We start from the raw sequence: 22,173 nt of genomic DNA, 5'->3' as shown, positions 1-22,173 counted from the left end.
TTGCACATGTGTGGCCTCTGGGGCATTTAGGGGCTGAGAGTGACAAGGGGGCAGCGGTGATCGAGCTGGAAAACGTGGCCTATAGCTATGGGGGTGGCGAGTTGCTGGCGGACGTGTCGCTGTCGCTCAGCCCCGGATCATTTCATTTCCTGACGGGGCCGTCGGGATCGGGCAAGACGACACTGCTCAAATTATGTTATGGGGCCTTGGTTCCAACCGCAGGGCAGGTACGTCTGTTTGGTCAGGAACGCCGCGAGATGGAGCGCGACGATATCGCCATGGTGCGGCGGCGGATCGGCGTGGTGCATCAGGATTGCCAGTTCCTCGATCATCTCACCGTGTCAGAAAACATCGCTTTGCCCTTGGCCGTGTCGGGGCGCGATCTTTTGGCTGAGGATGCCAATCTGCGCGAGTTGACCGGCTGGGTCGGCCTCAAGGAGCGGGCGAATGCTCTGCCACCTGAGCTCTCGGGCGGCGAGCGACAGCGCGCAGCCTTGGCTCGTGCGGTGATCATGTCACCGGATGTGGTACTGGCAGACGAGCCTACGGGCAATGTCGACTGGGAAATGTCGCAGCGCCTCTTGCGCCTGTTGATCGAACTGAACCGGATGGGAAAGACAATCCTCATTGCGACCCATGATCTGGCCCTCATCCGTGCTGCCAAGACACATGTGCAGGCACGGGTCCTGCGGATCGCATCGCGCAAGTTGCAACTGGCAGGAGCGGATCTGTGAAGCTTGATTTTTCGCAAGTGACCGCATTCCTGCTAACAGATCGTCAATCTGACAGAGTAGTGCCGCCCACCGGGTTCACGGCTTGGCTTACGCTCTTTAGCGCGGCGGTGATGGCATTTCTCGCGGTCTTCGCATTGGCGTTGTCGTTGGCGACAGGCCGTTTGGCGGATCGCTGGGGGAATGAGTTGGCGCGCACGGCTACGGTGCGCATCTCTGCTCCTGAAGGTCAGATGGACGCGCAGACGGCAGCCGCTCTACGTGTGCTCGAGACGACCGTTGGTGTGGAGCGGGCTCGCGCCCTGACTGACGAAGAACAAGCGGCTCTGTTGGCTCCGTGGTTTGGTCCCGATTTGCCGATTCAGGATTTGCCCATTCCGAGGTTGATCGAGGTGATCGAGACTGGGGACGGATTTGATGCTGACGGTCTGCGTCTACGCCTCAGCGCAGAAGTGCCTGGCGCAATGTTGGATGATCATACGCGTTGGCGGCAACCTCTGGTGCGTGCCGCCAGCCGGCTCAGGCTTTTGGGCTGGATCTCGATGATCCTTATTGGCGGGGCCGTTGGGGCGATGATCACCCTAGCCGCAAACGCCGCATTAGCGGCCAATTCGCAAGTGATCAGTGTGCTTCGGCTGGTGGGCGCACAGGATGTCTATATCGCGCGCGCTTTCGTGCGGCGATTTACGTTGCGGGCACTTGGAGGCGCCTGCGTCGGAGTGGTTCTGGGATGCGCTGCAATTTTGCTTTTGCCTCGGGCACAGATTGAAGGCGGTTTTCTCACCGGTCTTGGGTTCCAGGGATGGCACTGGATCTGGCCTTTGATCATTCCGCCACTGGCGGCGGGAGTCGCGTTTGCGGCAACGCGCCTTGCCGCACACCGCAGCTTGAAGGAACTACCATGAGATATGCCGTTCAATGGCTGCGCTCTCTTGTCTTTGTCGCGCAGATGTATCTGATGCTGCCTGTCTTTGGGTTGCTCTACATGCCCGCCGCGATTTTCAGCCGAAAAGGGGCTCTTGCCGGGTGCAAGGCCTATTGCCATTGGGTGCGTTGGACGGCCCGCTGGATGGTGGGGCTGCGGACCGAGGTGCGTGGCACGCCGCCCGACGGGCAGGTTCTGATCGCGGCCAAGCACCAATCCTTTCTCGATATTCTGCTGATTTTCAGCGAATTGCCGACCGGGCGCTTCATCATGAAGCGTGAAATCTTGTGGACCCCAGTGATCGGTCTCTACGGAATGCGGATCGGGTGTGTTCCAGTTGATCGCGGCAAGCGTGGGGCGGCTATCAAGAAAATGGTCGAGGATGTAGCGCGCGGCGCGCAAACCCCCGGGCAGTTGATCATCTATGCCCAAGGCACCCGTGTCGCCCCCGGATCCAAGGTGCCCTACAAGATAGGAACCGGTGTCCTTTATGAACAAATGGGGGTGCCCTGCGTGCCTGCCGCCACCAATGTCGGCGTTTTCTGGCCCAAGCGGGGGATCTATCGGAAACCGGGGCTGGCGGTCGTAGAGTTTCTGGCACCAATCGCGCCGGGGCTGGACCGAAATGTTTTCATGGAACAGCTTGAGCATCAGATTGAAGGCGCTTCAAACGCGCTGATGCGTGAGGCAGGGTTTGATCTTGAAAAGGGTGCGGCATGCGCGAGGCATTGAGGGTTAGAGGACCCGCTGCGGATCAAACTGCAAGCCTGTCTTTCATGAACTCATAAAAGAACTGTGGCGTGTTCGTTTGCCTGTAGTCCCGGTTCAGCCGCGTCTTGGCCATGAAGACATGGCACGCAGCGCTGCTGTGATCAGACTTGATACGGGTACGTCCTGTGTCGATGGCGCGGATATGCGCTCGGTATGCCTGATCTGCGCACTGAGCAAAGGACGCGTTGGCGGTGGCACTCTGAGCGTTCAGGTGAAGATTGTAGCTCGTCTTGGCCAAAGGGGCGCTGCCGCCGACAAGAGACAGAATTTCGAGGGTATGGAGCACGTCCTGAGAGGGTCGATTTCGGAATGGTCCCACCAATCCCCGCCGCGCAAGGGGATGGAAACTGGCTCCTGTGTGTCCAAGATCAGCGAAGCTGAGCCAGGTTTGAGCAACCGCCGGCACATGCAGCAAGGTCTGGTCGCCTAGCAGAATGCGAGTGCGGCCAAAGGCGGCACCGTGGCACCGCGCGAGAGGGAGCAACGTGGCAAGATATCCTTGCTCCCATGTGTCGTCGGCATCAAGAAAGGCGATCATTGAAGCGGATGCGCGTGCGATAGCACGGTTGCGGGCGGGACCCGCGCCGGTGGCCATGTGATGTGTCGCGCAGCGGGTGACGCGCAGCCCAAGATCGGGCAGATCGTCATAGCCCTGTCCGTCATCCGACGCGATCACCACCTCAATGCGCTCAGGCGGCAGGCCAGAGGCTGCGATGGAGGCAAGTGCGGCGGGCAAGGTGCTGCCCGCCTGAAACGCCGGGATGATGACCGAGACGAGGGGGCGGGATGGTAACTTCATTCCACAACCTTGGCATCGCGGCTAAGCGGAGGCGCATAGCTCAGCTGGGTGGAGCCACCGGGTGTGCCCGGAAGAAACGCGTAGATCGTGACGCCCCATCTATCCGGAGTTCCGAAGCCGCCGCTCATCCAAAAGTGTTCAAGAGTTTCATCATCCGGATTTGTGTCGGGTTCAAGCGTCAGCTCGGGAAAGTCCCGTGCGATGATTGGTGCAACGCGGGCAACAAGAGCAGCGACCTCGGACGATGACAGGTTATGAGCTTCAAAGCCGGCAACCGAGCACCTGCGCCCACTGCTGAATATCAACGTTCGCGACAGTGTATCCACCCAATCCCCTGCATAGCGTGGGCGGGGACGGAGCCCGAGAGAGCCGGGATCAGTGACCTCGGTGTAGAGACAAAGTGCTTGAAAGACATCGGCGATTCGCTCTGCCCGGTCGAAGGTCAGGCGATCCACGACGAAGTGGCCGCCCAACCCAGCGAGAAACCCGGCGATCACGATAAACGCGAGACGGCCCGCCTTCATCGGAGGAGCCTAACTCGCCAACGGCATCGCATGCGGCAAAACGCAGTCCGGCCCTTCACGCGTGGATCGCTCCATCCCCGCATGCAAGTGCTGCTTCGCGCACCGCTTCGGAATAGGTGGGATGGGCGTGGCAGGTCATGGCCAGATCCTGCGCAGAGGCCCCGAATTCCATCGCCACACAAATCTCGTGGATGAGATCGCCCGCCGCAGGCCCGATGATATGCGCGCCGAGGATGCGGTCTGTTTCCTTGTCGGCGAGGATTTTCACGAAACCGTCGCCCGCAAAAACCGCCTTGGCACGGCCGTTGCCCATAAAGGAAAACTTGCCGACCTTATAGGCACGCCCTTGTTCTTTCAGGGATTCTTCGGTCTCTCCGACATTGGCGACCTCGGGGTGAGTGTAGATCACGCCCGGAATGACGCCGTAATTCACATGCCCATGCTTGCCCGCCAACACCTCGGCCACGGCCATGCCCTCATCCTCGGCCTTGTGGGCCAGCATCGGGCCTTCGATGGCGTCGCCGATGGCGTAGATGCCCTTGACCGAGGTTTGCCAATGGGCGTCCGTGGCGATCTGGCCGCGTTTGGTCATCTCGACGCCGAGATCCGCCAGCCCCAGCCCGTCGGTATAGGGTTTGCGCCCGGTGGCCAAGAGGACGGTATCGGCATCAAGCTGATGTTCGCTGTCGTCCTTGCGCAGTTTGTAATGCACCTTGGCCTTGGTTTTGAGCGTCTCGACCGATTGCACGGCGGCACCCATTATAAAGTTAAGCCCTTGTTTTTTTAGTATTCTCTGGAAGGTTTTTTGCACCTCGCCATCCATGCCGGGGGTGACGGCGTCGAGATATTCGACCACCGTCACCTCGGCTCCCAGACGGGCATAGACCGAGCCCATCTCAAGGCCGATGACACCGGCCCCGATCACCACCAACGATTTGGGGATCTTGCCCAGTTCCAGCGCGCCGGTGGAAGTGACAACGATCTTTTCATCCACCTCGACACCGGGCAACGACGCTGGAACAGAGCCGGAAGCGATCACGATCTGCTTGGCCTCGTGGATGTCGTCGCCGACCTTGACACGACCCGTCTCGGGGATGGAACCCCAGCCCTTGATCCAGTCTACCTTGTTCTTTTTGAACAGAAATTCGATGCCCTTGGTGTTCTGGCCGATCACGTCATCCTTATAGGCCAGCATCTGCTTCCAATCGACCGAGGGCGCCTTGCCCTTGAGGCCCATGGCAGCGAAATTATGCTCAGCCTCGTGCAGCATGTGGCTCGCGTGCAAGAGCGCCTTGGAGGGGATGCAGCCCACGTTGAGACAGGTGCCGCCCAAGGTGGCGCGCCCCTCGACCACGGCGGTTTTCAGCCCCAGTTGCGCGCAGCGAATGGCGCAGACATAGCCGCCGGGGCCAGCACCGATGATGATTACGTCGTAAGAGGCCATGGGTCAGATCCTTTCGTTTTTCGCAGCGGGGCCGCGTCGGTATTCTATCGGTATTGCGTTGGTGTCGGAAGTGTGGGGGCGCTGCCCCCGTCCCGGATCAAGTCCAGGACTCCCCCGGAGTATTTTCGGAACCGTGAAGCATCAAAAGAGTGTGGCTAAAAGCATGAGGAGCGTCGCGCCGAAGCCCACCATCCAGATCAGCGAGCGCCACGGGCGCAGGCCGAAATAATAGGCGGGGATATAGGCCACGCGTGCGGCGAGGTAGATATAGGCGCAGGCGGCAGTGAAAGGGGAGGATTGATGGGAGAGCGTCACGGCAACGACCGCGATGGTAAAGAGGATCAGCCCCTCGAAATGATTGGAGAGCGCACGGCCAAGCCGGGCGGTTTTCGGCGAGAGTGGCCGGGACGGATCGCGGTCCCGCGCGGACATGGTGTAGCCGGGGCCAAGCTCGAGATTGGCCGGGATGGCGTAGAGCAGGAATTGCAACGCTTGCAGGAGTGCCGCGAGGGTGAGGGCGGTGAGTTCTGGGGTCATTCGGAGCCTCTTGCCATGAGGTGCGCAATGAATGCGCACCCTACGGGGGGTAGGGTGCGCACTTGTTGCGCACCGATCACAAATCCATCAGCAACCGGCGGGGATCTTCGAGCGCCTCTTTGACGCGCACGAGGAACGTGACCGCACCCTTGCCATCCACAATCCGGTGATCGTAGCTGAGCGCCAGATACATCATCGGGCGGATGACCACCTGACCGTTGATCGCCATGGGACGATCCTGAATCTTGTGCATGCCAAGGATGCCCGATTGCGGTGGGTTGAGAATGGGCGAGGACATCAGCGAGCCATAGACGCCGCCATTCGAGATGGTAAAGGTGCCGCCCTGCATTTCCGCCATGCTGAGCTTGCCATCCCGGGCGCGGGCGCCTTTTTCCGCGATGGCCTTTTCGATGGCGGCAAAGCCCATGGCATCCACGTCACGGATCACCGGCACGACAAGGCCGGTGGGTGTGCCAGCCGCGACACCCATATGCACGAAGTTCTTGTAGATGATGTCGGTGCCGTCAATCTCGGCATTGACCTCGGGCACCTCTTTCAGGGCATGCACGCAGGCCTTGGTAAAGAAGGACATGAAGCCCAGGCGGACTCCGTGCTTCTTGTAGAACTCGTCTTTGTACTGGTTCCGCAGCGCCATCACCTCGGTCATGTCCACTTCGTTATAGGTGGTGAGCATGGCGGCGGTGTTCTGGCTGTCCTTGAGGCGGCGGGCGATGGTCTGGCGCAGGCGGGTCATCTTGACGCGTTCTTCGCGGGCCACATCCTCGGCCGGGGCGGGGGCGCGCGGCGCTTGTGCCGGGGCGGCAGCGGGGGGCTGCGTGGCAGCAGCCGCGGCACGGGCCACATCCTCTTTCATCACGCGGCCATCGCGGCCAGAGCCCGTTACCTGATCGCGGCTAAGGCCGGCCTCGGCCATGGCCTTCTTGGCCGACGGCGCATCCTCGACATCCTTGCCGGAAGTCGGCGCAGGCGCTGCAGCCTCTTCGGCCTTGGGGGTGGCGGCGGGGGCGGATGCCCCGGCGCCGGAGGAGAGAATCGCGAGCTTGCCCCCTGCCTGCACTGTAGACCCCTCATCCGCGAGGATTTCGGTCAGCGTGCCAGTAGCGGGGGCTGGCACCTCAACCGAGACCTTGTCGGTTTCCAACTCGCACAGCATCTCGTCGGCGACGACGGGGTCGCCCACTTTCTTGAACCATGTAGACACGGTCGCCTCTGACACCGACTCTCCGAGGGTTGGGACCATGACATCGACACTGCCACCTGCATTGGCGCTGTCACTCTTGGCAGGTTTTTCGGCCTTTTCGGCCTTTTCGGCCTTGTCCGCTTGGGCGGGGGCCGCTTTGCTTTCGCCTTCGGAAATGGTGGCTAAGAGGGCATCGACGCCGACGGTCTCACCCTCTTGCGCTACGATTTCACCCATGGTGCCTGCGGCAGGGCTGGGCACCTCCACGGTCACCTTGTCGGTTTCCAGCTCGCACAGCATCTCGTCGGCGGCGACGGGGTCGCCGGGTTTCTTGAACCAGGTGGCGACGGTCGCCTCGGTCACGGATTCGCCAAGGGTGGGGACGCGGACTTCAGTAGTCATGGGTTATTTCCCTTCGATGGTCAGCGCGGCATCGACCAGCGCTTCTTGTTGTGCTTTGTGCTGCTTGGCAAGGCCCGTCGCGGGCGAGGCCGAGGCGGGGCGACCGGCATAGACGGGGCGCAGATGCTTGGCCTTGATCCGGGTCAGAACCCATTCGATATTGGGCTCGATAAAGGACCACGCGCCCTGGTTCTTGGGTTCTTCCTGACACCAGACCATTTCCGCCCCCTTGAAGCGTTCCAGCTCCTTGACCAACGACATCGCCGGGAACGGGTAGAACTGTTCGATGCGCATCAAGTAAACATCGTCGATGCCGCGTGCGTCGCGTTCTTCGAGCAGATCGTAATAGACTTTGCCAGCGCACATGACGACGCGTTTGATCTTCTTGTCGGCAACCAGTTTGGTTTCCGAATTGCCGTATTGCGCATCATCCCAAAGCACCCGGTGAAAGGACGAGCCGGTGGTGAACTCTTCGGCTTTGCTGACCGCCATCTTGTGCCGCAGCAAGGATTTCGGCGTCATCAGGATCAGTGGTTTGCGGAAGGTGCGATACATCTGACGGCGCAGAATATGAAAGTAATTGGCCGGGGTGGTACAATTTGCCACGATCCAGTTGTCGCCACCGCACATCGTCAGAAAGCGTTCCAGACGGGCCGAGGAGTGTTCCGGCCCTTGTCCCTCGTAGCCATGTGGCAAGAGGCAGACGAGACCGGACATGCGCAGCCATTTCGATTCCCCAGACGAGATGAACTGATCGAACATAATCTGCGCGCCATTGGCAAAATCGCCGAACTGCGCCTCCCACAGGGTCAGCGCGTTGGGTTCGGCCAAGGAGTAGCCATATTCAAAGCCCAGCACCGCGTATTCCGAGAGCATCGAGTCGATGACCTCATAATGCGCCTGCCCGTCGCGGATATGGTTGAGCGGGTAGTAGCGGTCTTCGTTGTCCTGATTGATCAGGCCGGAATGCCTCTGGCTGAAAGTTCCGCGCGTGCAGTCCTGCCCCGAGAGGCGGACGCGGTAGCCTTCGGTCAGGAGCGAGCCAAAGGCCAGCGCCTCGGCGGTGGCCCAGTCAAAGCCGGTGCCGGTTTCGAACATGTTCGCCTTGGACTCGAGCAACCGCTCAACCGTCTTGTGCAGCGGAAAGCCTTCGGGCGGCGTGCTGAGCGCGCGGCCCACTTGGGCCATGGTCTCGGGGTTGATCGCGGTTTCGCCGCGCTCATACTTGCCGCGATGCGCGTTCAGGTCGGCCCATTTGCCATCCAGCCAATCGGCCTTGTTCGGGCGGTAATCCTTGCCCGCGTCGAATTCATCCGCGAGATAGGCCTGAAAGGCGGTTTTCATGTCCTCGATCTCGCCCTCGGGGATGAGGCCATCCTTGACCAGCCGCTCGGTATAGAGGCTGAGCGTGGTCTTCTGCTGCTTGATCTTTTTATACATCACCGGGTTGGTGAACATGGGCTCGTCGCCCTCGTTATGACCGAAGCGGCGATAGCAGATCATGTCGATGACAACGTCCTTGTGGAATTTCTGACGGAATTCCGTGGCGACGCGAGCGGCATGTACACAGGCCTCGGGATCGTCCCCGTTGACGTGGAAAATCGGCGCCTCGACCATCAGCGCGATATCGGTCGGATAGGGCGAGGAGCGGCTGAAATGCGGTGCTGTGGTAAAACCGATCTGGTTGTTCACGACGATATGAATGGTTCCGCCTGTACGATGGCCTTTGAGACCCGATAGGCCAAAACATTCGGCCACGACGCCTTGCCCGGCAAAGGCCGCGTCGCCATGCAAGAGAATCGGCAGCACCTTGGTGCGGTCGGTGTCGTTCAACTGATCCTGCTTGGCGCGGACCTTGCCGATCACTACAGGGTTCACGGCTTCAAGGTGACTGGGGTTGGCGGTCAGCGACAGGTGCACCCGGTTGCCGTCAAACTCGCGGTCCGAAGACGCGCCGAGGTGGTATTTCACATCGCCCGATCCATCGACCTCTTCAGGCTTAAAGCTGCCGCCCTGGAACTCGTTGAAAATTGCGCGATAGGGTTTGCCCATCACATTGGCCAGAACCGACAGACGGCCTCGGTGCGGCATGCCGATGACGATGTCCTCGACGCCCAGTTGACCGCCACGCTTGATGATCTGCTCCATCGCCGGGATAAGGCTCTCGCCCCCATCAAGGCCAAAGCGCTTGGTGCCCATGTATTTCACATGCAGGTATTTTTCAAAGCCCTCGGCCTCGACCAGCTTGTTCAGGATTGCTTTGCGCCCGGTGCGGGTAAAGGTGATTTCCTTGTCATAGCCCTCGATCCGCTCCTTGAGCCAGGCGGATTCCTCGGGATCGGAAATATGCATGTATTGTAGCGCGAAGGTGCCGCAATAGGTGCGCCGGACAATCGCCAGAATCTCGCGCAGGCTCGCGATTTGCAGGCCGAGCACATTGTCGATAAAGATCGGGCGATCCATGTCGATCTCGGTGAAGCCGTAGGATTTTGGGTCCAACTCCGGGCGCAGCGGCGTCTCGCGCAGGCCCAGCGGATCTAGATCAGCGGCCAGATGCCCCCGGATGCGGTAGGCGCGGATCAGCATCAGCGCGCGCACGGAATCGAGCACCGCGCGCTTGACGTCCTCGTCGCTGACGCTCACACCCTTCTCCGCGGCCTTGGCGGCAATCTTCTTGCCTGCGTCCTTCAACTCGGGCTCAGCGGGCCATTCCCCGGTGAGGGCAGCGGTCAGGTCATCCGACGGCATCGGCGGCCAATCGGCCCGCGCCCAAGAGGGACCAGCGGCCTCGGCCTTCACATCGTCATCGCCGTCACCCAGCGCGTCGAAAAACGTCTTCCACGCCGCATCGACCGCGTTCGGGTCATTGGCATAGCGCGCATAGAGCTGTTCGAGATACTCGGCATTATGCCCCTGCATGAAGGAGGAGGCATGAAACTGGTCGTTGGGGGATTGGTCGGTCATGTCAGATGTCCTTTTCGCAACACATCCCGGGCCTGACCCGGGATCACCCAGCCGCGCAGAGGCCCCGGGTCAGGCCCGGGGCGCGCGCGAACGGGCCTTTACCCAATCGCCTTGAGCACGGCCTCGCCCAAACCAGCGGGGCTTTCGGCGACGGTGATGCCGGCGGATTTCATGGCTTCGATCTTGCTCTCGGCGTCGCCTTTGCCGCCTGCGACGATGGCGCCGGCGTGGCCCATGCGGCGGCCCGGCGGGGCGGTGCGGCCAGCGATAAAGCCTGCGACGGGTTTCTTGCGCCCGCGTTTGGCCTCGTCTTTCAGGAACTGCGCCGCTTCTTCTTCCGCGCTTCCGCCGATCTCGCCGATCATGATGATCGACTGCGTTTCGTCATCGGCGAGGAACCATTCGAGCACGTCGATATGTTCGGTGCCCTTGATCGGGTCGCCGCCGATGCCGACGCAAGTCGATTGGCCAAGGCCCACGTCGGAGGTCTGCTTGACCGCCTCATAGGTCAGAGTGCCCGAGCGCGAGACCACGCCCACCGACCCGCGCCGGTGGATATGGCCGGGCATGATGCCGATCTTGCAGGCGTCGGGCGTGATGATGCCGGGGCAGTTCGGACCGATCAGGCGGGATTTCGAGCCTTCCAGCGCCCGCTTGACGCGCATCATGTCAAGCACCGGGATGCCCTCGGTGATGCAGACAATGAGCTCCATCTCGGCATCAATCGCCTCAAGGATACTGTCCGCAGCAAAGGGCGGCGGCACGTAGATGACGGAGGCATTGGCCTCTGTCACATGCTTGGCCTCATGCACCGAGTTGAACACGGGCAGGTCGAGATGCGTCGTGCCGCCCTTGCCGGGGGTGACGCCGCCGACCATCTTGGTGCCATAGGCGATGGCCTGTTCGGAGTGGAATGTGCCCTGCGAGCCGGTAAGGCCCTGACAGATCACGCGGGTATGTTTGTCGACGAGGACTGCCATTTTGGCGTTCTCCTGTAATGAAATCGCGGGGGAGGTGCGCACGAGCGGCGCACCCTACGGGATTAGCCCTTCACGGCCTTGACGATCTTCTGCGCGCCGTCCTTGAGGTCGTCGGCGGCGATGACGTCGAGGCCGGAGGTGTTGATGATCTCCTTGCCCTTTTCGACATTGGTGCCTTCGAGACGGACCACGAGCGGCACCTTGAGGCCGACCTCTTTGACCGCCGCCACCACGCCCTCGGCGATCACATCGCAGCGCATGATGCCGCCGAAGATGTTGACGAGGATGCCTTTGACTTGCGGATCAGAGGTGATGATCTTGAACGCCTCGGTGACCTTTTCCTTGGTCGCGCCGCCGCCCACGTCGAGGAAGTTGGCAGGCTCGGCCCCGTAGAGCTTGATGATGTCCATCGTCGCCATCGCGAGGCCAGCGCCATTGACCATGCAACCGATTTCACCGTCGAGGGCGATATAGTTGAGGTCGTATTTCGACGCTTCCAGTTCCTTGGGGTCTTCTTCGGTCGTGTCGCGCAGCTCGGCAATGTCCGCGTGGCGGTAAATGGCGTTGGAATCAAAGCCCATCTTGGCGTCGAGGCATTTCAGGTCGCCCTTGTCCGACACGATCAGCGGGTTGATCTCCAGCATCTCCATGTCTTTTTCAACGAAGAGCTTGTAGAGGATGCCCATCAGGCTCACGCATTGCTTGACCTGACCGCCGGTGAGCCCAAGGTTGAATGCGATGCGGCGACCATGGAACGGCTGATAGCCGGTCGCGGGATCGACACTGAAGGACAGGATTTTTTCGGGGGTCTTTTCGGCGACCTCTTCGATATCCATGCCGCCCTCGGTCGAGCAGACAAAGGACACGCGGCTGGTCTGACGATCCACCAAGAGGGCAAGATACATCTCGGTCTGAATGCCCGAGCCATCCTCGATATAAATGCGGTTGACCTGCTTGCCCGCCGCGCCGGTCTGCTTGGTCACCAGCGTGCGGCCCAGCATGCGCTTGGCCTCTTCGGCGGCCTCTTCCACGGAACGGGCCAGACGCACACCACCGGCCTCACCAGCACCCGTTTCCTTGAACTTGCCCTTGCCACGGCCACCGGCGTGGATCTGCGCCTTGACCACCCAAAGCGGTCCATCGAGCGCGCTTGCGGCGGTTTTTGCCTCTTCAGCGCGCAGAACCACGCGGCCATCCGACACCGGGGCGCCGTAAGAGCGAAGCAGGGCCTTCGCCTGATACTCATGGATATTCATCAAACTGTCCCGTTTTGCTGCGATTGGGACAGGTATAGGCATAGATTGAGTGACGTAATAAACCGTTTTTTGTTGTTTGGCAGCTTTTGGGGCGAAAATCGTCATTTTGTGATCACACGGATAAATCGTGTGATCACAAATCGGAAATCCGGGATGTGTCGGGGTCAAAAAGAATCAGGGCTGACGTATGCCAGCCCTGACCCAAACACGTTGATCTCAGGTGATCAGACCAGCGAGGGGTCGATGTCCTTGCAGGCCTTGACCAGACCTTTGACCGCATCGACCGATTTGTCGAACATGTCCTGCTCGTCCTTGTTGAGCTTGATGTTGACGATCCGCTCGATCCCGCCTGCGCCAATCACAGTGGGCACACCGACATACATGTCCTTGAGTCCGAATTCACCATCGCAATAGGCCGCACAGGGCAGAACCCGCTTTTGATCCTTGAGATAGGCCTCGGCCATTTCGATGGCAGAGGTGGCGGGTGCGTAGAAGGCGGAGCCGGTCTTCAAGAGACCGACGATCTCGGCGCCGCCATCACGGGTACGCTGCACGATGGCGTCAAGTTTCTCTTGCGTGGTCCAGCCCATCTCGATCAGGTCAGGCAAGGGGATGCCCGCGACGGTCGAATAGCGCACCGAAGGCACCATCGTGTCGCCATGCCCGCCCAGAACGAAGGCGGTGACATCCTTCATCGAGACATTGAATTCGACGCTGAGGAAGTGGCGGAAACGGGCAGAATCCAGCACGCCGGCCATGCCGCAGACCTTGTGCGCAGGCAGCCCAGAGAATTTTTGCAACGCCCAGACCATCGCATCAAGCGGGTTGGTGATGCAGATGACGAACGCATCGGGGGCATGGGCGGCGATGCCTTCACCCACCGATTTCATGACCTTGAGGTTGATCCCCAAGAGATCATCGCGGCTCATGCCCGGTTTGCGCGGGACGCCTGCAGTGACGATGCAGACATCGGCTCCCGCGATATCGGCATAGGATTGCGTTCCCCGGAGCGCGGCGTCGAACCCTTCGGACGGGCCGGATTCCGCGATGTCGAGAGCCTTGCCCTCGGGGGTGCCTTCGGCGATGTCGAACAGGACGATATCGCCCAGTTCCTTCAGCGCGGCGAGATGGGCGAGGGTGCCGCCAATCTGTCCGGCGCCGATCAGCGCAATCTTGGGTCTGGCCATTGGATCATTCTCCGTCGGTTGAAAAGTTGCGCTTGGGCGTAGTCCGAATTCTGCGCTCTTGCAAGGGTGCTGCGCTGCGGCGGATTTTCGGCGTGACAGCGGGATGCGGTCGTATACCGTGAAAGTGCAAGCAGAGTCAGGGGTTAGGGATCAAAGGGATGACAGGCGAAGTGATTGCAGTCGGCGTGTTCGCGGCCCTCTTGGCGGGAGTGTCCAAGGGCGGTTTCGGCTCGGGCGCGTCATTTGCAGGGGCGGCGATTCTGGCGCTTTTCGTTCCACCCGGTGTGGCTCTTGGGATTATGCTACCGATCCTGATGCTGATTGATATCGCCACTTTGCGTCCCTATTGGCGGCAATGGGGCAGGGTCGAAGTGACGATGTTGATCCTCGGTGGGCTGCCGGGGATTTGTCTTGGCATGGCGTTCTACCGGATGGCCGATGCAGATCTGTTGCGGCTGCTGATCGGGGGCATCGCGTTGGCCTTTGTGCTTTGGCAGACGGTGCTGAGAGCGCGCGTGATGCGTCGGGGGCAGTCTCCGCTCCCGGGATGGGTTGGGCTGTTTGCGGGTCTCGTGGCGGGGTTCACCAGCTTTGTCAGCCATGCAGGCGGGCCGCCTGCGGCGGTTTACCTCCTATCGCGAGGGCTGGACAAGACGCGCTATCAGGCGACCACCGTGCTGATGTTCTTTGTCTTCAACATCGTCAAGGCCGTGCCCTATGGGATGCTGGGCCTCTTCACGCAGCAGACGCTGATGATCGATCTGATCCTCGCCCCCTTTGCCCTCTTGGGGGCGTGGATTGGCGTGCGCGCGCACCGGATCATGCCGGAACGCGCGTTCTTTGCGGTGACCTATGTGTTGCTGACCCTGACGGGGATCAAGCTGATCTGGGACGGGCTGTTTTAAGCACCCTTGCCCGGCTTGGGTTCGGTTTCGGTGGTGGCCTGATAGGCCTGTCCGCTGGCCATAAGGCAGCTGATGCCGTCGCTGCCCGTTACGGTGATGGTCCAACTGCCGGACGTGTCCGAGGCAAAGACCTCGACCACCATGTTGTTGGCCCCGAGCCCCATGGATTTTCGCGTCTCGCCGTAAGCATCGGCCAAACGCTGCACCACCGTGTCGCGCGGGGCGCAGGCCCCCGATTGCGCCTGCGCCGGGGCGCTTGCCAGCGCAATTGCGCTCAGAACGGCCATCACTGCTTTGATCATCAGTCACCCTTTCTCTTGGGTTGGCCCCCCGGCCGTCGCGCGACCGATCATGCCGAACGAGAGATGAACAGGTGGTTAACGAACGCGCCCGAACCGCGGTCTCTGTTCCATCGCTGCGTCGCGGCGAGAAATCTCTTGAACATTTCCACCGAAAAATGCCATGCCTGCGCAAGATTATTACCGCAGATAGAATCCAAAGAGGGCAGACCCATGGACAGCAGCATGCATCCCTACCGTTCGGTGCTTTATATCCCCGGCTCCAAGGAGCGCGCGTTGGAGAAGGCACGCGACCTGCCCACCGATGCGATCATCTTTGATCTTGAAGATGCGGTGGCGCCGGATGCCAAGGCTGAGGCCCGCGCCACGCTGGTGGATGCCCTGCGGCAGGGGGGCTATGGCTATCGGTTCAAGATTGTTCGGATCAACGCGCTGACCACCGAATGGGGGCTGGAGGATGCCCGCGCATTGCGCGATGCGGGAGCGGATGCGATCCTCTTGCCCAAGGTCAATACGCCCTCGGATATCGACAATCTGTCAGATGTGATCGGGTCGGATCTGCCTGTGTGGACCATGATGGAAACGCCAGTCAGCGTTTTCAACGCCCGAGAAATCGCGGCGCACCGGCAAGTGACGGGGCTGGTGGCGGGCACCAACGACCTGATCAAGGATCTGGGCTGCCGGGTGCGCGCCGACCGGATGCCGCTCTGGACCGGGTTGCAGATGATCGTGATGGCGGCGCGTGCGGCACGGATCGTGGCGGTCGATGGGGTTTACAACCGCTTTCGTGATGGCGACGGGCTCAAGTTCGAATGTGAACAGGGGCGTGATCTTGGGTTTGACGGCAAGACTCTGATCCATCCGGCACAGCTTGAAATCGCCAACACCGCCTTTGCACCGACCAATTCCGAAATTGAACTGGCTCAACGGCAGATCGCAGCCTATGAAGAAAGCCGTGCCTCGGGTCAGGGGATCGCCGTAGTGGATGGGCAGATCGTCGAGAATTTGCACGCGGTGTCGGCACAGCGCATCCTCGCCAAGGCACAGGCGATACGGGAAATGGCAGCGGAGTAGCACCCATGGTTTACCTCATCCTCGGACTGATCCTCTGGATCGCGGCGCATCTGTTCAAACGGGCGGCGCCCGATCTGCGCGCAAGGATGGGGAATGCGGGCAAAGGGCTTGCAGCTCTTGGAATTCTGGCGGGTCTGGTGCTGATGGTGATCGGCTACCGGCAGGCGGAGGTCATCAATGTCTGGTATCCCCCAACTTGGACGGTCCATGTCAACAACCTGATGATGCTGGGCGCGGTATTTCTCTATGGCATGAGCGCGACCAAGGGGCGGTTGCGTGGTGCGATGCGTCATCCGCAATTGACGGCGGTCAAGGTCTGGGCGGTGGCGCATTTGTTGGTCAATGGCGATCTGGCCTCGCTCGTGCTGTTCGGTGGGCTGCTGGTGTGGGCCGTGGTTGAGGTCGTGATGATCAACCGGGCCGAGGATTGGGTCCGGCCCGCGCCGGGCGAGGCGAAACGGGATATCGTGCTGGTGGTGATCACCGTGGTGATGTTCCTGGCGATAACCTTTATTCACAACTGGCTGGGTGTCTGGCCGTTTCCGGGGTGAACCATGAAACTCTACCGATTTCTCAGCGCCGACGACACGTCGGAATTTTGCCATAAGGTCACGGCTGCGCTCAACAAGGGATGGGAGCTCTATGGCGATCCCACCTATGCCTTTGACGCGGCCAATGGCGTGATGCGGTGCGGTCAGGCCGTGGTGAAAGAAAAAGAGGGCAGCTACTCGGCCGACATGAAACTCGGAGAGCAGTGAGCATGGCCAAGACCAATCCGGGCCGGTTTTTCGAGGATTACAGTATTGGGCAGGTGATAGCCCATGCGGTGCCGCGCACCGTGTCGGGGGGCGAGCGCGCGCTTTATCACGCGCTTTATCCGGCACGGCATGCGATCTATTCCTCGGATGAGTTCGCCCATGTCTGCGGCCTGCCCGCCAGCCCGATTGACGATCTGGCAGCGTTTCATATCGTGTTCGGCAAATCGGTGCCCGACATCTCGCTCAATGCCGTGGCCAATCTGGGCTATGCCGAGGCGCGGTGGCTGCGCCCGGTCTATGCTGGCGACACCCTGCGCGCGCAGTCCGAGGTGATCGGCCTCAAGCAGAATTCCTCGGGCAAGACCGGGGTGGTCTATGTCCGCACCACCGGGTTTAACCAACACGACTTGCCGGTGATGGAATTCGTCCGCTGGGTCATGGTGCGTAAGCGGGATGAAGCGGCGCCCGCCCCCGCAGATCACGTCCCGGATACCGCCGACTGCGTGGCGGCGGGCGACCTCATCATCCCGGCTGGCCTCGATTTCACGCATTACGATTTCACCCTCGCCGGAGAGCCGCATCGCTGGGGCGATTACGAGATTGGCGAGCAGATTGACCATGTGGACGGCGTGACGATTGAAGAGGCCGAGCATATGATGGCCACACGCCTCTGGCAAAACACCTCCAAGACGCATTTCGACGCCACACCGCGCGCCGATGGCAAGCGGCTCATTTATGGTGGACATGTGATCTCGATGGCACGGGCGTTGTCGTTCAACGGTCTGGCCAATGCGCAGATGATTGTGGGAATTAATGCTGGCAGCCACGCCAACCCTTGCTTTGCGGGCGACACCGTGCGGGCGTGGTCCGAGGTTTTGGACCGTGCTGAAACACCCGCGCCGGGCGTCGGTGCGCTGAGGTTACGCTTGGTCGCCACGAAGGGCGGCGCGCCGTTTACGCTGCGGGGGCCGGACAGCAAATACTTGCCGCATGTCCTCTTGGATCTGGATTACTGGGTTCTGATGCCGACATAGTCGGAGATCAGAACTTGCGCAGGATTTCCTGCAAGTCAGGTTCATCCACCAACTTGGCTGCTTTGCGTGGAGTCACCCAGATGCGCCGCCGCTCTCGCACCTCGGGAAAGTTGTCCTTCATTTCGCCTTTGCGCAAGCGGATTTTGAATAGGTCCGCCTCGACCGGCAGTGCCGTGCCGCCGGTCAGTCCCTTGTCATACGCGAACCGTCCGACATAGCGCGCCTTGTCTGCATCGGCACGCACGCCTGCCTCTTCCCAAGCCTCCTGCAAGGCGGATTGCGCTGCTGTGAGTCCGGTGATCGGCCAGCCCTTGGGCACGACCCAACGTCCTGTGTCACGGCTCGTGATCAGCAAGACTTCCTTGCGTCCCTTGTGCTTGCGCCAGCATAGGGCCGCCACCTGCATATTGGGTGGAATCGGAGGAAAGATGACCGCGCCGGGCGCAGTCTGAGGAAAGACTTGGCTCATTATGATTTGCTCTGCTCGGGCAAAATTGTTCTGTCATTACATATAGGCCCGAATGTCGCAGAATTCAAATCACGCGTTGTTGCGAGGCTTGGCACGTAATGTGGGGTCCGCTTGGGTCGGATCTTCGGGCCAAGGATGCCGGGGATAGCGCCCGCGCATGTCCTTGCGCACATCCGCATAGGAACTGGCCCAGAACCCCGGCAGATCGAGCGTGGTCTGCACCGGGCGATTTCCCGGCGACAACAGCGTCACGCGCAACGGCGTGCGCCCGACGGTGGGATGGGTGGTCTGGCCGAACATTTCCTGCAAACGCAGGGTGATCTCGGGATGCTCGCCGCTGTAATCTATCGGGATATTGCGCCCGAGGGGTGTGGTGAAATGTGCCGGTGCTGCGTGGTCAAGCATCTGCATCTCGTCCCAGCTCAGACGCGCCCGCAGAGCGTTGAGCATGTCAAACCGTTTCCAGTCCTGGGCGGCCCGAACCCCAGTCAGATAGGGCAGGAGCCAGTCGTCCAGACTGTCCATCAGTGCTGTCTCTGACATATCCGGGAGTGTCTCGCCGCCATCGCGCAGCAATTGGACGCGCGCAACAAACCTGCGCGCCGGGTCGGACCACGACAGCCCCAGATCACGCACCCCGTCCAGCATGGCGCGTGCGATGATATCCTCGGGTGCGTCTTTCCAATGGCGGTCATCCAGCACCAGCGCGCCCAGTCGTTCTTGGGCGCGCGCCACAACGCGCCGCTCGCGTTTGTCCCAAAAGCAGACATCTTGCCACGTGATGCGATCCGCAAATAGCCCGCGAACCTCGGCTTCGGAGATTGTGAGGGCTTGCCGGACGCGCGCCTCGCGCGGGTTGCCATCCAGATCGGTTGCCACGATCAGGCGCGCTTGTCCCATGGGATCGCCATCTGGCAGGATCGCGCCTTTGCCCCCTGACAGCACATAGCGCGGCTCATCGCCCTTGCGGCGCAGGCCAATTCGATCGGGATAGGCCAGTGCTGCACATTCGGCGTCACTCATCTCGGCATCAGGTGAAGTCCTGGATTGAGATGCCAGTCGCCGGGCCTCAACCTTGATCCTCTCCAAAGTGGGACGGTGGACCGCGTGCGAGTGCCGGGCCTCATACCCGCGAAGATCGCGCAGGGCAGCCAGCCGGAGGGCCAAGTCCACAGGCGCACCACGTCCCAGCGGGTCGCGTTCGGCCAAGAGGGCAGCCATCAACGCCGCCTTTGGACCAGCCCATGCCAACATATGCGCCAGACGCGGGTGCAACGGCAAGGTCGCAAGCGTCTTGCCGTGCGCGGTGATCCGGCCAGAGACATCCAGAGCGCCCAGTTGTCGCAAGAGCGTCAGAGCCTCGGCGTAGGCACCAGGATTGGGCGGTGTGAGGAGCGGCAGATCCTCTGGCGCGGCCCCCCAAAGCGCCAGTTCCAGCGCCAGACCGGCCAGATCCGCCGCCTCAATCTCGGCTGGGGGAAAGGCTTGCAAAGCACCCTCTTCGCCCTTGGTCCAGAGCCGATAGCAGCGCCCCTCGGCCACACGGCCTGCACGACCCGCGCGCTGCGTCGCCTCGGCACGGGTCACCGGCTCTGTCACCAGCCGTGACATGCCAGAGCCCGGATCAAACTGCGCCCGACGGGACCGGCCCCCGTCAACCACGACACGAATGTCTTCGATCGTGAGAGACGTCTCGGCGATCGCCGTGGCCAAGACAACCTTGCGGCCCTGTGGTATCGGGGCGATGGCGGCGCGCTGAGCACCAAACTCCATCGCGCCAAACAGAGGGCGCAGATGGCAGTCCTGGGACAGGCGCGGTCGCAGCAACGCCTCAACTCGGCGAATCTCGCCCTCGCCGGGAAGAAAGACCAGAATGCCGCCCGTCGTCTCTGCTACGGCCTCTGTCACCAGATCAGCCAGTGCCTCTTCATAGCGGTGGGTCTTGGCTCGGGGACGGTTGCGCCAGCGGATTTCAACCGGATAGGTGCGCCCATGCGAGGTGATCATGGGGGCGTCGCCCATCAGATGCGCAACCGGCGCGGCATCGAGTGTGGCGGACATGACCAACAGGATCAGATCTTCGCGGAGCGCGCCCGCGACCTCGAGACAGAGCGCCAGTCCCAGATCGGCATTGAGCGAGCGTTCGTGAAATTCGTCAAAGATCACCGCGCCCACGCCGCGCAACTCCGGGTCCGACTGGATCATGCGGGTGAGAATTCCCTCCGTCACCACCTCGATCCGGGTCTGCGGCCCCACGCGCGCCTCGCCGCGCACCCTGTAACCCACGGTTTCACCGGGATTTTCCCCAAGGCTCTGCGCCATCCGTTCGGCGGCGGCGCGGGCGGCAAGGCGGCGCGGCTCGAGCATCAGGATGCGTTGGTCGGTCACTCCGGCCTGCAACATCTCGAGCGGCACGACTGTGGTCTTGCCCGCACCGGGCGGGGCCTGAAGGACGGCGCGGCGACGGGAGCGCAACGCGTCGAGCAGGGCTGGAATGGCATCATGGATGGGCAGATCGGGCGTCATGCCCGCGTTATCGGGCATCGGCGCACGCTTGGCCAGAGGGTTGCGTTCTCTCGGCTCTGGACAAGGCCCGTCGGGCCAAGGCATGAAGGCAGACGAGGACAAGAAGGGCAGCGCATGGATATTGCCGACATCGCAGAGAAGATCATCGCGGGTGACCGGCGGGCGTTGGCGCGGGCGATCACGTTGATCGAGAGTGCAAGACCCGATCACCGCACTCAGGCTGCGGATCTGATGGAAGTGTTGAAGCGTGTCGGCAAGCAAGCGGTGCGCATCGGCCTCTCGGGCACGCCGGGGGTGGGCAAATCCACCTTTATCGAGAGTTTCGGCATGATGCTGACCGGACGGGGTCTGCGGGTGGCGGTGCTGGCGGTTGATCCATCCTCGGCGCGCTCTGGCGGCTCGATCCTCGGCGACAAGACGCGGATGGAGCGGCTGAGCCGTGATCCAGCGGCCTTTATCCGCCCCTCCCCCAGCCAGAGCCATCTGGGCGGCGTGGCACGCCGCACGCGCGAGGCGGTGGCGCTCTGCGAGGCGGCTGGGTTTGACGTGGTGTTGATCGAGACGGTCGGGGTGGGTCAATCCGAGACTGTGGTCGCGGAAATGTCTGATATCTTTGTGCTTTTGTTGGCCCCAGCGGGCGGCGACGAGTTGCAGGGCGTCAAGCGCGGCATCATGGAAATGGCCGATCTCATTCTGGTGAACAAGGCCGATGGCGATCTCAAACCGGCGGCGCTGCGGACCTGTTCGGATTATGCGGGCGCTTTACGCCTTCTGCGCAAGCGGCCTCAAGATCCCGAAGGCTATCCCAAGGCGATGACGGTTTCGGCCCTGCAGGATGAAGGTCTGCAAAGGGCATGGGACGAGATGACCGCGCTGGTGGAGTGGCGGCGCGAGGCCGGGCATTTCCACGGACGTCGGGCGGAGCAGGCGCGCTACTGGTTCGCGCAGGAGGTGCGTCAGGGTCTCTTGGCGCAACTGGAAACACCGGCTGCCAAAGCTGCGATGCAGGAGTACGCGTCGCGCGTCGCGGCGGGAGATATCACACCTACGGTGGCCGCGGCCGCGGTTCTGAGCCAAATCAAAGGTTAGGTTTTCATTTGCTTTCAGGGGGTTGAATGTAAACCCCTTCAGGCAGATCAAGCGCCGCTCTGAGCTCTCTCAATTGGGCCATGGACAGGGTGATCTTTTGCATGCCGTCTGTGCGTGGATCATATTGCTCTATGGTTACGCATTCTTCAAACGCATTGATTATCACATCTTCGCCCAACGGGGCGGCACCCTCATCGACGAGGGTTATCACGGTGGAGTCAAACTCGTGTTCGATGGAAAACATATCCATAGAGTACTGCGTTGGCGGGTCTTTGCAAGGGGGAGGAGTCTGGATGCA

At 61.4% G+C, this 22,173-nt stretch carries 22 protein-coding genes; 9 read left to right on the top strand and 13 right to left on the bottom strand.

The window, feature by feature from the left end; translation table 11 throughout:
- Positions 1 to 56 precede the first annotated feature (56 nt).
- From ACSSVY_RS09415 to ACSSVY_RS09405, 3 genes are read left to right on the top strand one after another with little or no spacing between them, the layout of a single operon-like run.
- Positions 57 to 734 (top strand): cell division ATP-binding protein FtsE, encoded by a 678-nt coding sequence (locus ACSSVY_RS09415; protein ID WP_040651058.1) that lies wholly within the window; start codon positions 57 to 59, stop codon positions 732 to 734.
- Entirely contained in the window at positions 731 to 1,636 is a 906-nt protein-coding gene (locus tag ACSSVY_RS09410; protein WP_454269296.1) for a cell division protein FtsX, read from the top strand. Before ACSSVY_RS09415 ends, ACSSVY_RS09410 begins: the two co-directional genes overlap by 4 nt.
- Positions 1,633 to 2,388, top strand: coding sequence for a lysophospholipid acyltransferase family protein (locus tag ACSSVY_RS09405; protein WP_454269295.1), 756 nt, complete (start codon positions 1,633 to 1,635; stop codon positions 2,386 to 2,388). Before ACSSVY_RS09410 ends, ACSSVY_RS09405 begins: the two co-directional genes overlap by 4 nt.
- 22 nt (positions 2,389 to 2,410) lie before the next feature.
- Here ACSSVY_RS09405 and ACSSVY_RS09400 read toward each other — a convergent pair whose 3' ends face one another.
- The 9 genes from ACSSVY_RS09400 to mdh form a co-directional block, all read right to left on the bottom strand.
- Positions 2,411 to 3,226, bottom strand: coding sequence for a glycosyltransferase family 2 protein (locus tag ACSSVY_RS09400; RefSeq protein ID WP_454269294.1), 816 nt, complete (start codon positions 3,224 to 3,226; stop codon positions 2,411 to 2,413).
- Positions 3,223 to 3,750 (bottom strand): hypothetical protein, encoded by a 528-nt coding sequence (locus ACSSVY_RS09395; RefSeq protein WP_454269293.1) that lies wholly within the window; start codon positions 3,748 to 3,750, stop codon positions 3,223 to 3,225. Before ACSSVY_RS09395 ends, ACSSVY_RS09400 begins: the two co-directional genes overlap by 4 nt.
- 55 nt (positions 3,751 to 3,805) lie before the next feature.
- Entirely contained in the window at positions 3,806 to 5,194 is a 1,389-nt protein-coding gene (lpdA, locus tag ACSSVY_RS09390) for a dihydrolipoyl dehydrogenase (protein WP_454269292.1), read from the bottom strand.
- 141 nt (positions 5,195 to 5,335) lie between these two features.
- Positions 5,336 to 5,731, bottom strand: a complete 396-nt coding sequence (locus ACSSVY_RS09385; RefSeq protein ID WP_454269291.1) for an MAPEG family protein — start codon at positions 5,729 to 5,731, stop codon at positions 5,336 to 5,338.
- A gap of 76 nt (positions 5,732 to 5,807) precedes the next feature.
- Positions 5,808 to 7,334 (bottom strand): 2-oxoglutarate dehydrogenase complex dihydrolipoyllysine-residue succinyltransferase, encoded by a 1,527-nt coding sequence (gene odhB / locus ACSSVY_RS09380; protein ID WP_454269290.1) that lies wholly within the window; start codon positions 7,332 to 7,334, stop codon positions 5,808 to 5,810.
- 3 nt (positions 7,335 to 7,337) lie between these two features.
- A complete protein-coding gene (locus tag ACSSVY_RS09375; RefSeq protein ID WP_454269289.1) occupies positions 7,338 to 10,298 on the bottom strand; it encodes a 2-oxoglutarate dehydrogenase E1 component in 2,961 nt (986 codons plus the stop codon).
- Between the two features lie 98 nt (positions 10,299 to 10,396).
- Complete coding sequence (gene sucD / locus ACSSVY_RS09370; RefSeq protein WP_151979575.1) at positions 10,397 to 11,278, bottom strand: succinate--CoA ligase subunit alpha; 882 nt, start codon at positions 11,276 to 11,278, stop codon at positions 10,397 to 10,399.
- Positions 11,279 to 11,340: 62 nt separating this feature from the next.
- Entirely contained in the window at positions 11,341 to 12,534 is a 1,194-nt protein-coding gene (sucC, locus tag ACSSVY_RS09365) for an ADP-forming succinate--CoA ligase subunit beta (protein ID WP_454269288.1), read from the bottom strand.
- A gap of 224 nt (positions 12,535 to 12,758) precedes the next feature.
- A complete protein-coding gene (mdh, locus tag ACSSVY_RS09360; RefSeq protein WP_009816309.1) occupies positions 12,759 to 13,721 on the bottom strand; it encodes a malate dehydrogenase in 963 nt (320 codons plus the stop codon).
- 158 nt (positions 13,722 to 13,879) lie between these two features.
- On the opposite strand from mdh, the gene ACSSVY_RS09355 reads away from it, so the two are divergent.
- Positions 13,880 to 14,626, top strand: a complete 747-nt coding sequence (locus tag ACSSVY_RS09355; RefSeq protein WP_454269287.1) for a sulfite exporter TauE/SafE family protein — start codon at positions 13,880 to 13,882, stop codon at positions 14,624 to 14,626.
- Here ACSSVY_RS09355 and ACSSVY_RS09350 read toward each other — a convergent pair.
- Complete coding sequence (locus ACSSVY_RS09350) at positions 14,623 to 14,928, bottom strand: hypothetical protein (RefSeq protein ID WP_454269286.1); 306 nt, start codon at positions 14,926 to 14,928, stop codon at positions 14,623 to 14,625. The genes ACSSVY_RS09355 and ACSSVY_RS09350 overlap by 4 nt on opposite strands.
- Before the next feature lie 210 nt (positions 14,929 to 15,138).
- On the opposite strand from ACSSVY_RS09350, the gene ACSSVY_RS09345 reads away from it, so the two are divergent.
- From ACSSVY_RS09345 to ACSSVY_RS09330, 4 genes are read left to right on the top strand one after another with little or no spacing between them, the layout of a single operon-like run.
- A complete protein-coding gene (locus ACSSVY_RS09345; RefSeq protein ID WP_009816312.1) occupies positions 15,139 to 15,999 on the top strand; it encodes an HpcH/HpaI aldolase/citrate lyase family protein in 861 nt (286 codons plus the stop codon).
- Between the two features lie 5 nt (positions 16,000 to 16,004).
- Positions 16,005 to 16,550 (top strand): NnrU family protein, encoded by a 546-nt coding sequence (locus ACSSVY_RS09340; RefSeq protein ID WP_454269285.1) that lies wholly within the window; start codon positions 16,005 to 16,007, stop codon positions 16,548 to 16,550.
- Between the two features lie 3 nt (positions 16,551 to 16,553).
- Positions 16,554 to 16,757, top strand: coding sequence for a DUF1737 domain-containing protein (locus tag ACSSVY_RS09335; protein ID WP_454269284.1), 204 nt, complete (start codon positions 16,554 to 16,556; stop codon positions 16,755 to 16,757).
- Between the two features lie 2 nt (positions 16,758 to 16,759).
- Entirely contained in the window at positions 16,760 to 17,791 is a 1,032-nt protein-coding gene (locus ACSSVY_RS09330) for a MaoC family dehydratase (protein WP_454269283.1), read from the top strand.
- Positions 17,792 to 17,798: 7 nt separating this feature from the next.
- Here the strand turns inward: ACSSVY_RS09330 and ACSSVY_RS09325 are convergent, their stop codons facing one another.
- Entirely contained in the window at positions 17,799 to 18,260 is a 462-nt protein-coding gene (locus ACSSVY_RS09325) for an NUDIX hydrolase (RefSeq protein ID WP_454269282.1), read from the bottom strand.
- 69 nt (positions 18,261 to 18,329) lie between these two features.
- The gene (hrpB, locus tag ACSSVY_RS09320) at positions 18,330 to 20,804 is read right to left on the bottom strand and encodes an ATP-dependent helicase HrpB (RefSeq protein ID WP_454269281.1); all 2,475 of its coding nucleotides are present in this window, start codon (positions 20,802 to 20,804) and stop codon (positions 18,330 to 18,332) included.
- Positions 20,805 to 20,900: 96 nt separating this feature from the next.
- Here hrpB and meaB point away from each other — a divergent pair, with 96 nt between their 5' ends.
- The gene (meaB, locus tag ACSSVY_RS09315; RefSeq protein WP_454269280.1) at positions 20,901 to 21,875 is read left to right on the top strand and encodes a methylmalonyl Co-A mutase-associated GTPase MeaB; all 975 of its coding nucleotides are present in this window, start codon (positions 20,901 to 20,903) and stop codon (positions 21,873 to 21,875) included.
- Between the two features lie 4 nt (positions 21,876 to 21,879).
- Here meaB and ACSSVY_RS09310 read toward each other — a convergent pair whose 3' ends face one another.
- Positions 21,880 to 22,119, bottom strand: coding sequence for a hypothetical protein (locus ACSSVY_RS09310; protein WP_454269373.1), 240 nt, complete (start codon positions 22,117 to 22,119; stop codon positions 21,880 to 21,882).
- Between the last annotated feature and the right edge of the window lie 54 nt (positions 22,120 to 22,173).

It is taken from the genome of Roseovarius sp. MBR-51 (assembly GCF_053628575.1).
This window is presented reverse-complemented; position numbering and strand designations above follow the sequence as displayed.

What these genes read in the sequence shown, in the direction of transcription:
- ACSSVY_RS09405 (WP_454269295.1), top strand. Translation starts at nt 1,633, where the DNA reads ATGAGATATGCCGTTCAATGGCTGCGCTCTCTTGTCTTTGTCGCGCAG.
- ACSSVY_RS09400 (WP_454269294.1), bottom strand. Translation starts at nt 3,226, where the DNA reads ATGAAGTTACCATCCCGCCCCCTCGTCTCGGTCATCATCCCGGCGTTT.
- ACSSVY_RS09395 (WP_454269293.1), bottom strand. Translation starts at nt 3,750, where the DNA reads ATGAAGGCGGGCCGTCTCGCGTTTATCGTGATCGCCGGGTTTCTCGCT.
- lpdA (WP_454269292.1), bottom strand. Translation starts at nt 5,194, where the DNA reads ATGGCCTCTTACGACGTAATCATCATCGGTGCTGGCCCCGGCGGCTAT.
- ACSSVY_RS09385 (WP_454269291.1), bottom strand. Translation starts at nt 5,731, where the DNA reads ATGACCCCAGAACTCACCGCCCTCACCCTCGCGGCACTCCTGCAAGCG.
- odhB (WP_454269290.1), bottom strand. Translation starts at nt 7,334, where the DNA reads ATGACTACTGAAGTCCGCGTCCCCACCCTTGGCGAATCCGTGACCGAG.
- ACSSVY_RS09375 (WP_454269289.1), bottom strand. Translation starts at nt 10,298, where the DNA reads ATGACCGACCAATCCCCCAACGACCAGTTTCATGCCTCCTCCTTCATG.
- sucD (WP_151979575.1), bottom strand. Translation starts at nt 11,278, where the DNA reads ATGGCAGTCCTCGTCGACAAACATACCCGCGTGATCTGTCAGGGCCTT.
- sucC (WP_454269288.1), bottom strand. Translation starts at nt 12,534, where the DNA reads ATGAATATCCATGAGTATCAGGCGAAGGCCCTGCTTCGCTCTTACGGC.
- mdh (WP_009816309.1), bottom strand. Translation starts at nt 13,721, where the DNA reads ATGGCCAGACCCAAGATTGCGCTGATCGGCGCCGGACAGATTGGCGGC.
- ACSSVY_RS09355 (WP_454269287.1), top strand. Translation starts at nt 13,880, where the DNA reads ATGACAGGCGAAGTGATTGCAGTCGGCGTGTTCGCGGCCCTCTTGGCG.
- ACSSVY_RS09350 (WP_454269286.1), bottom strand. Translation starts at nt 14,928, where the DNA reads ATGATCAAAGCAGTGATGGCCGTTCTGAGCGCAATTGCGCTGGCAAGC.
- ACSSVY_RS09345 (WP_009816312.1), top strand. Translation starts at nt 15,139, where the DNA reads ATGGACAGCAGCATGCATCCCTACCGTTCGGTGCTTTATATCCCCGGC.
- ACSSVY_RS09340 (WP_454269285.1), top strand. Translation starts at nt 16,005, where the DNA reads ATGGTTTACCTCATCCTCGGACTGATCCTCTGGATCGCGGCGCATCTG.
- ACSSVY_RS09335 (WP_454269284.1), top strand. Translation starts at nt 16,554, where the DNA reads ATGAAACTCTACCGATTTCTCAGCGCCGACGACACGTCGGAATTTTGC.
- ACSSVY_RS09330 (WP_454269283.1), top strand. Translation starts at nt 16,760, where the DNA reads ATGGCCAAGACCAATCCGGGCCGGTTTTTCGAGGATTACAGTATTGGG.
- ACSSVY_RS09325 (WP_454269282.1), bottom strand. Translation starts at nt 18,260, where the DNA reads ATGAGCCAAGTCTTTCCTCAGACTGCGCCCGGCGCGGTCATCTTTCCT.
- hrpB (WP_454269281.1), bottom strand. Translation starts at nt 20,804, where the DNA reads ATGCCCGATAACGCGGGCATGACGCCCGATCTGCCCATCCATGATGCC.
- meaB (WP_454269280.1), top strand. Translation starts at nt 20,901, where the DNA reads ATGGATATTGCCGACATCGCAGAGAAGATCATCGCGGGTGACCGGCGG.
- ACSSVY_RS09310 (WP_454269373.1), bottom strand. Translation starts at nt 22,119, where the DNA reads ATGTTTTCCATCGAACACGAGTTTGACTCCACCGTGATAACCCTCGTC.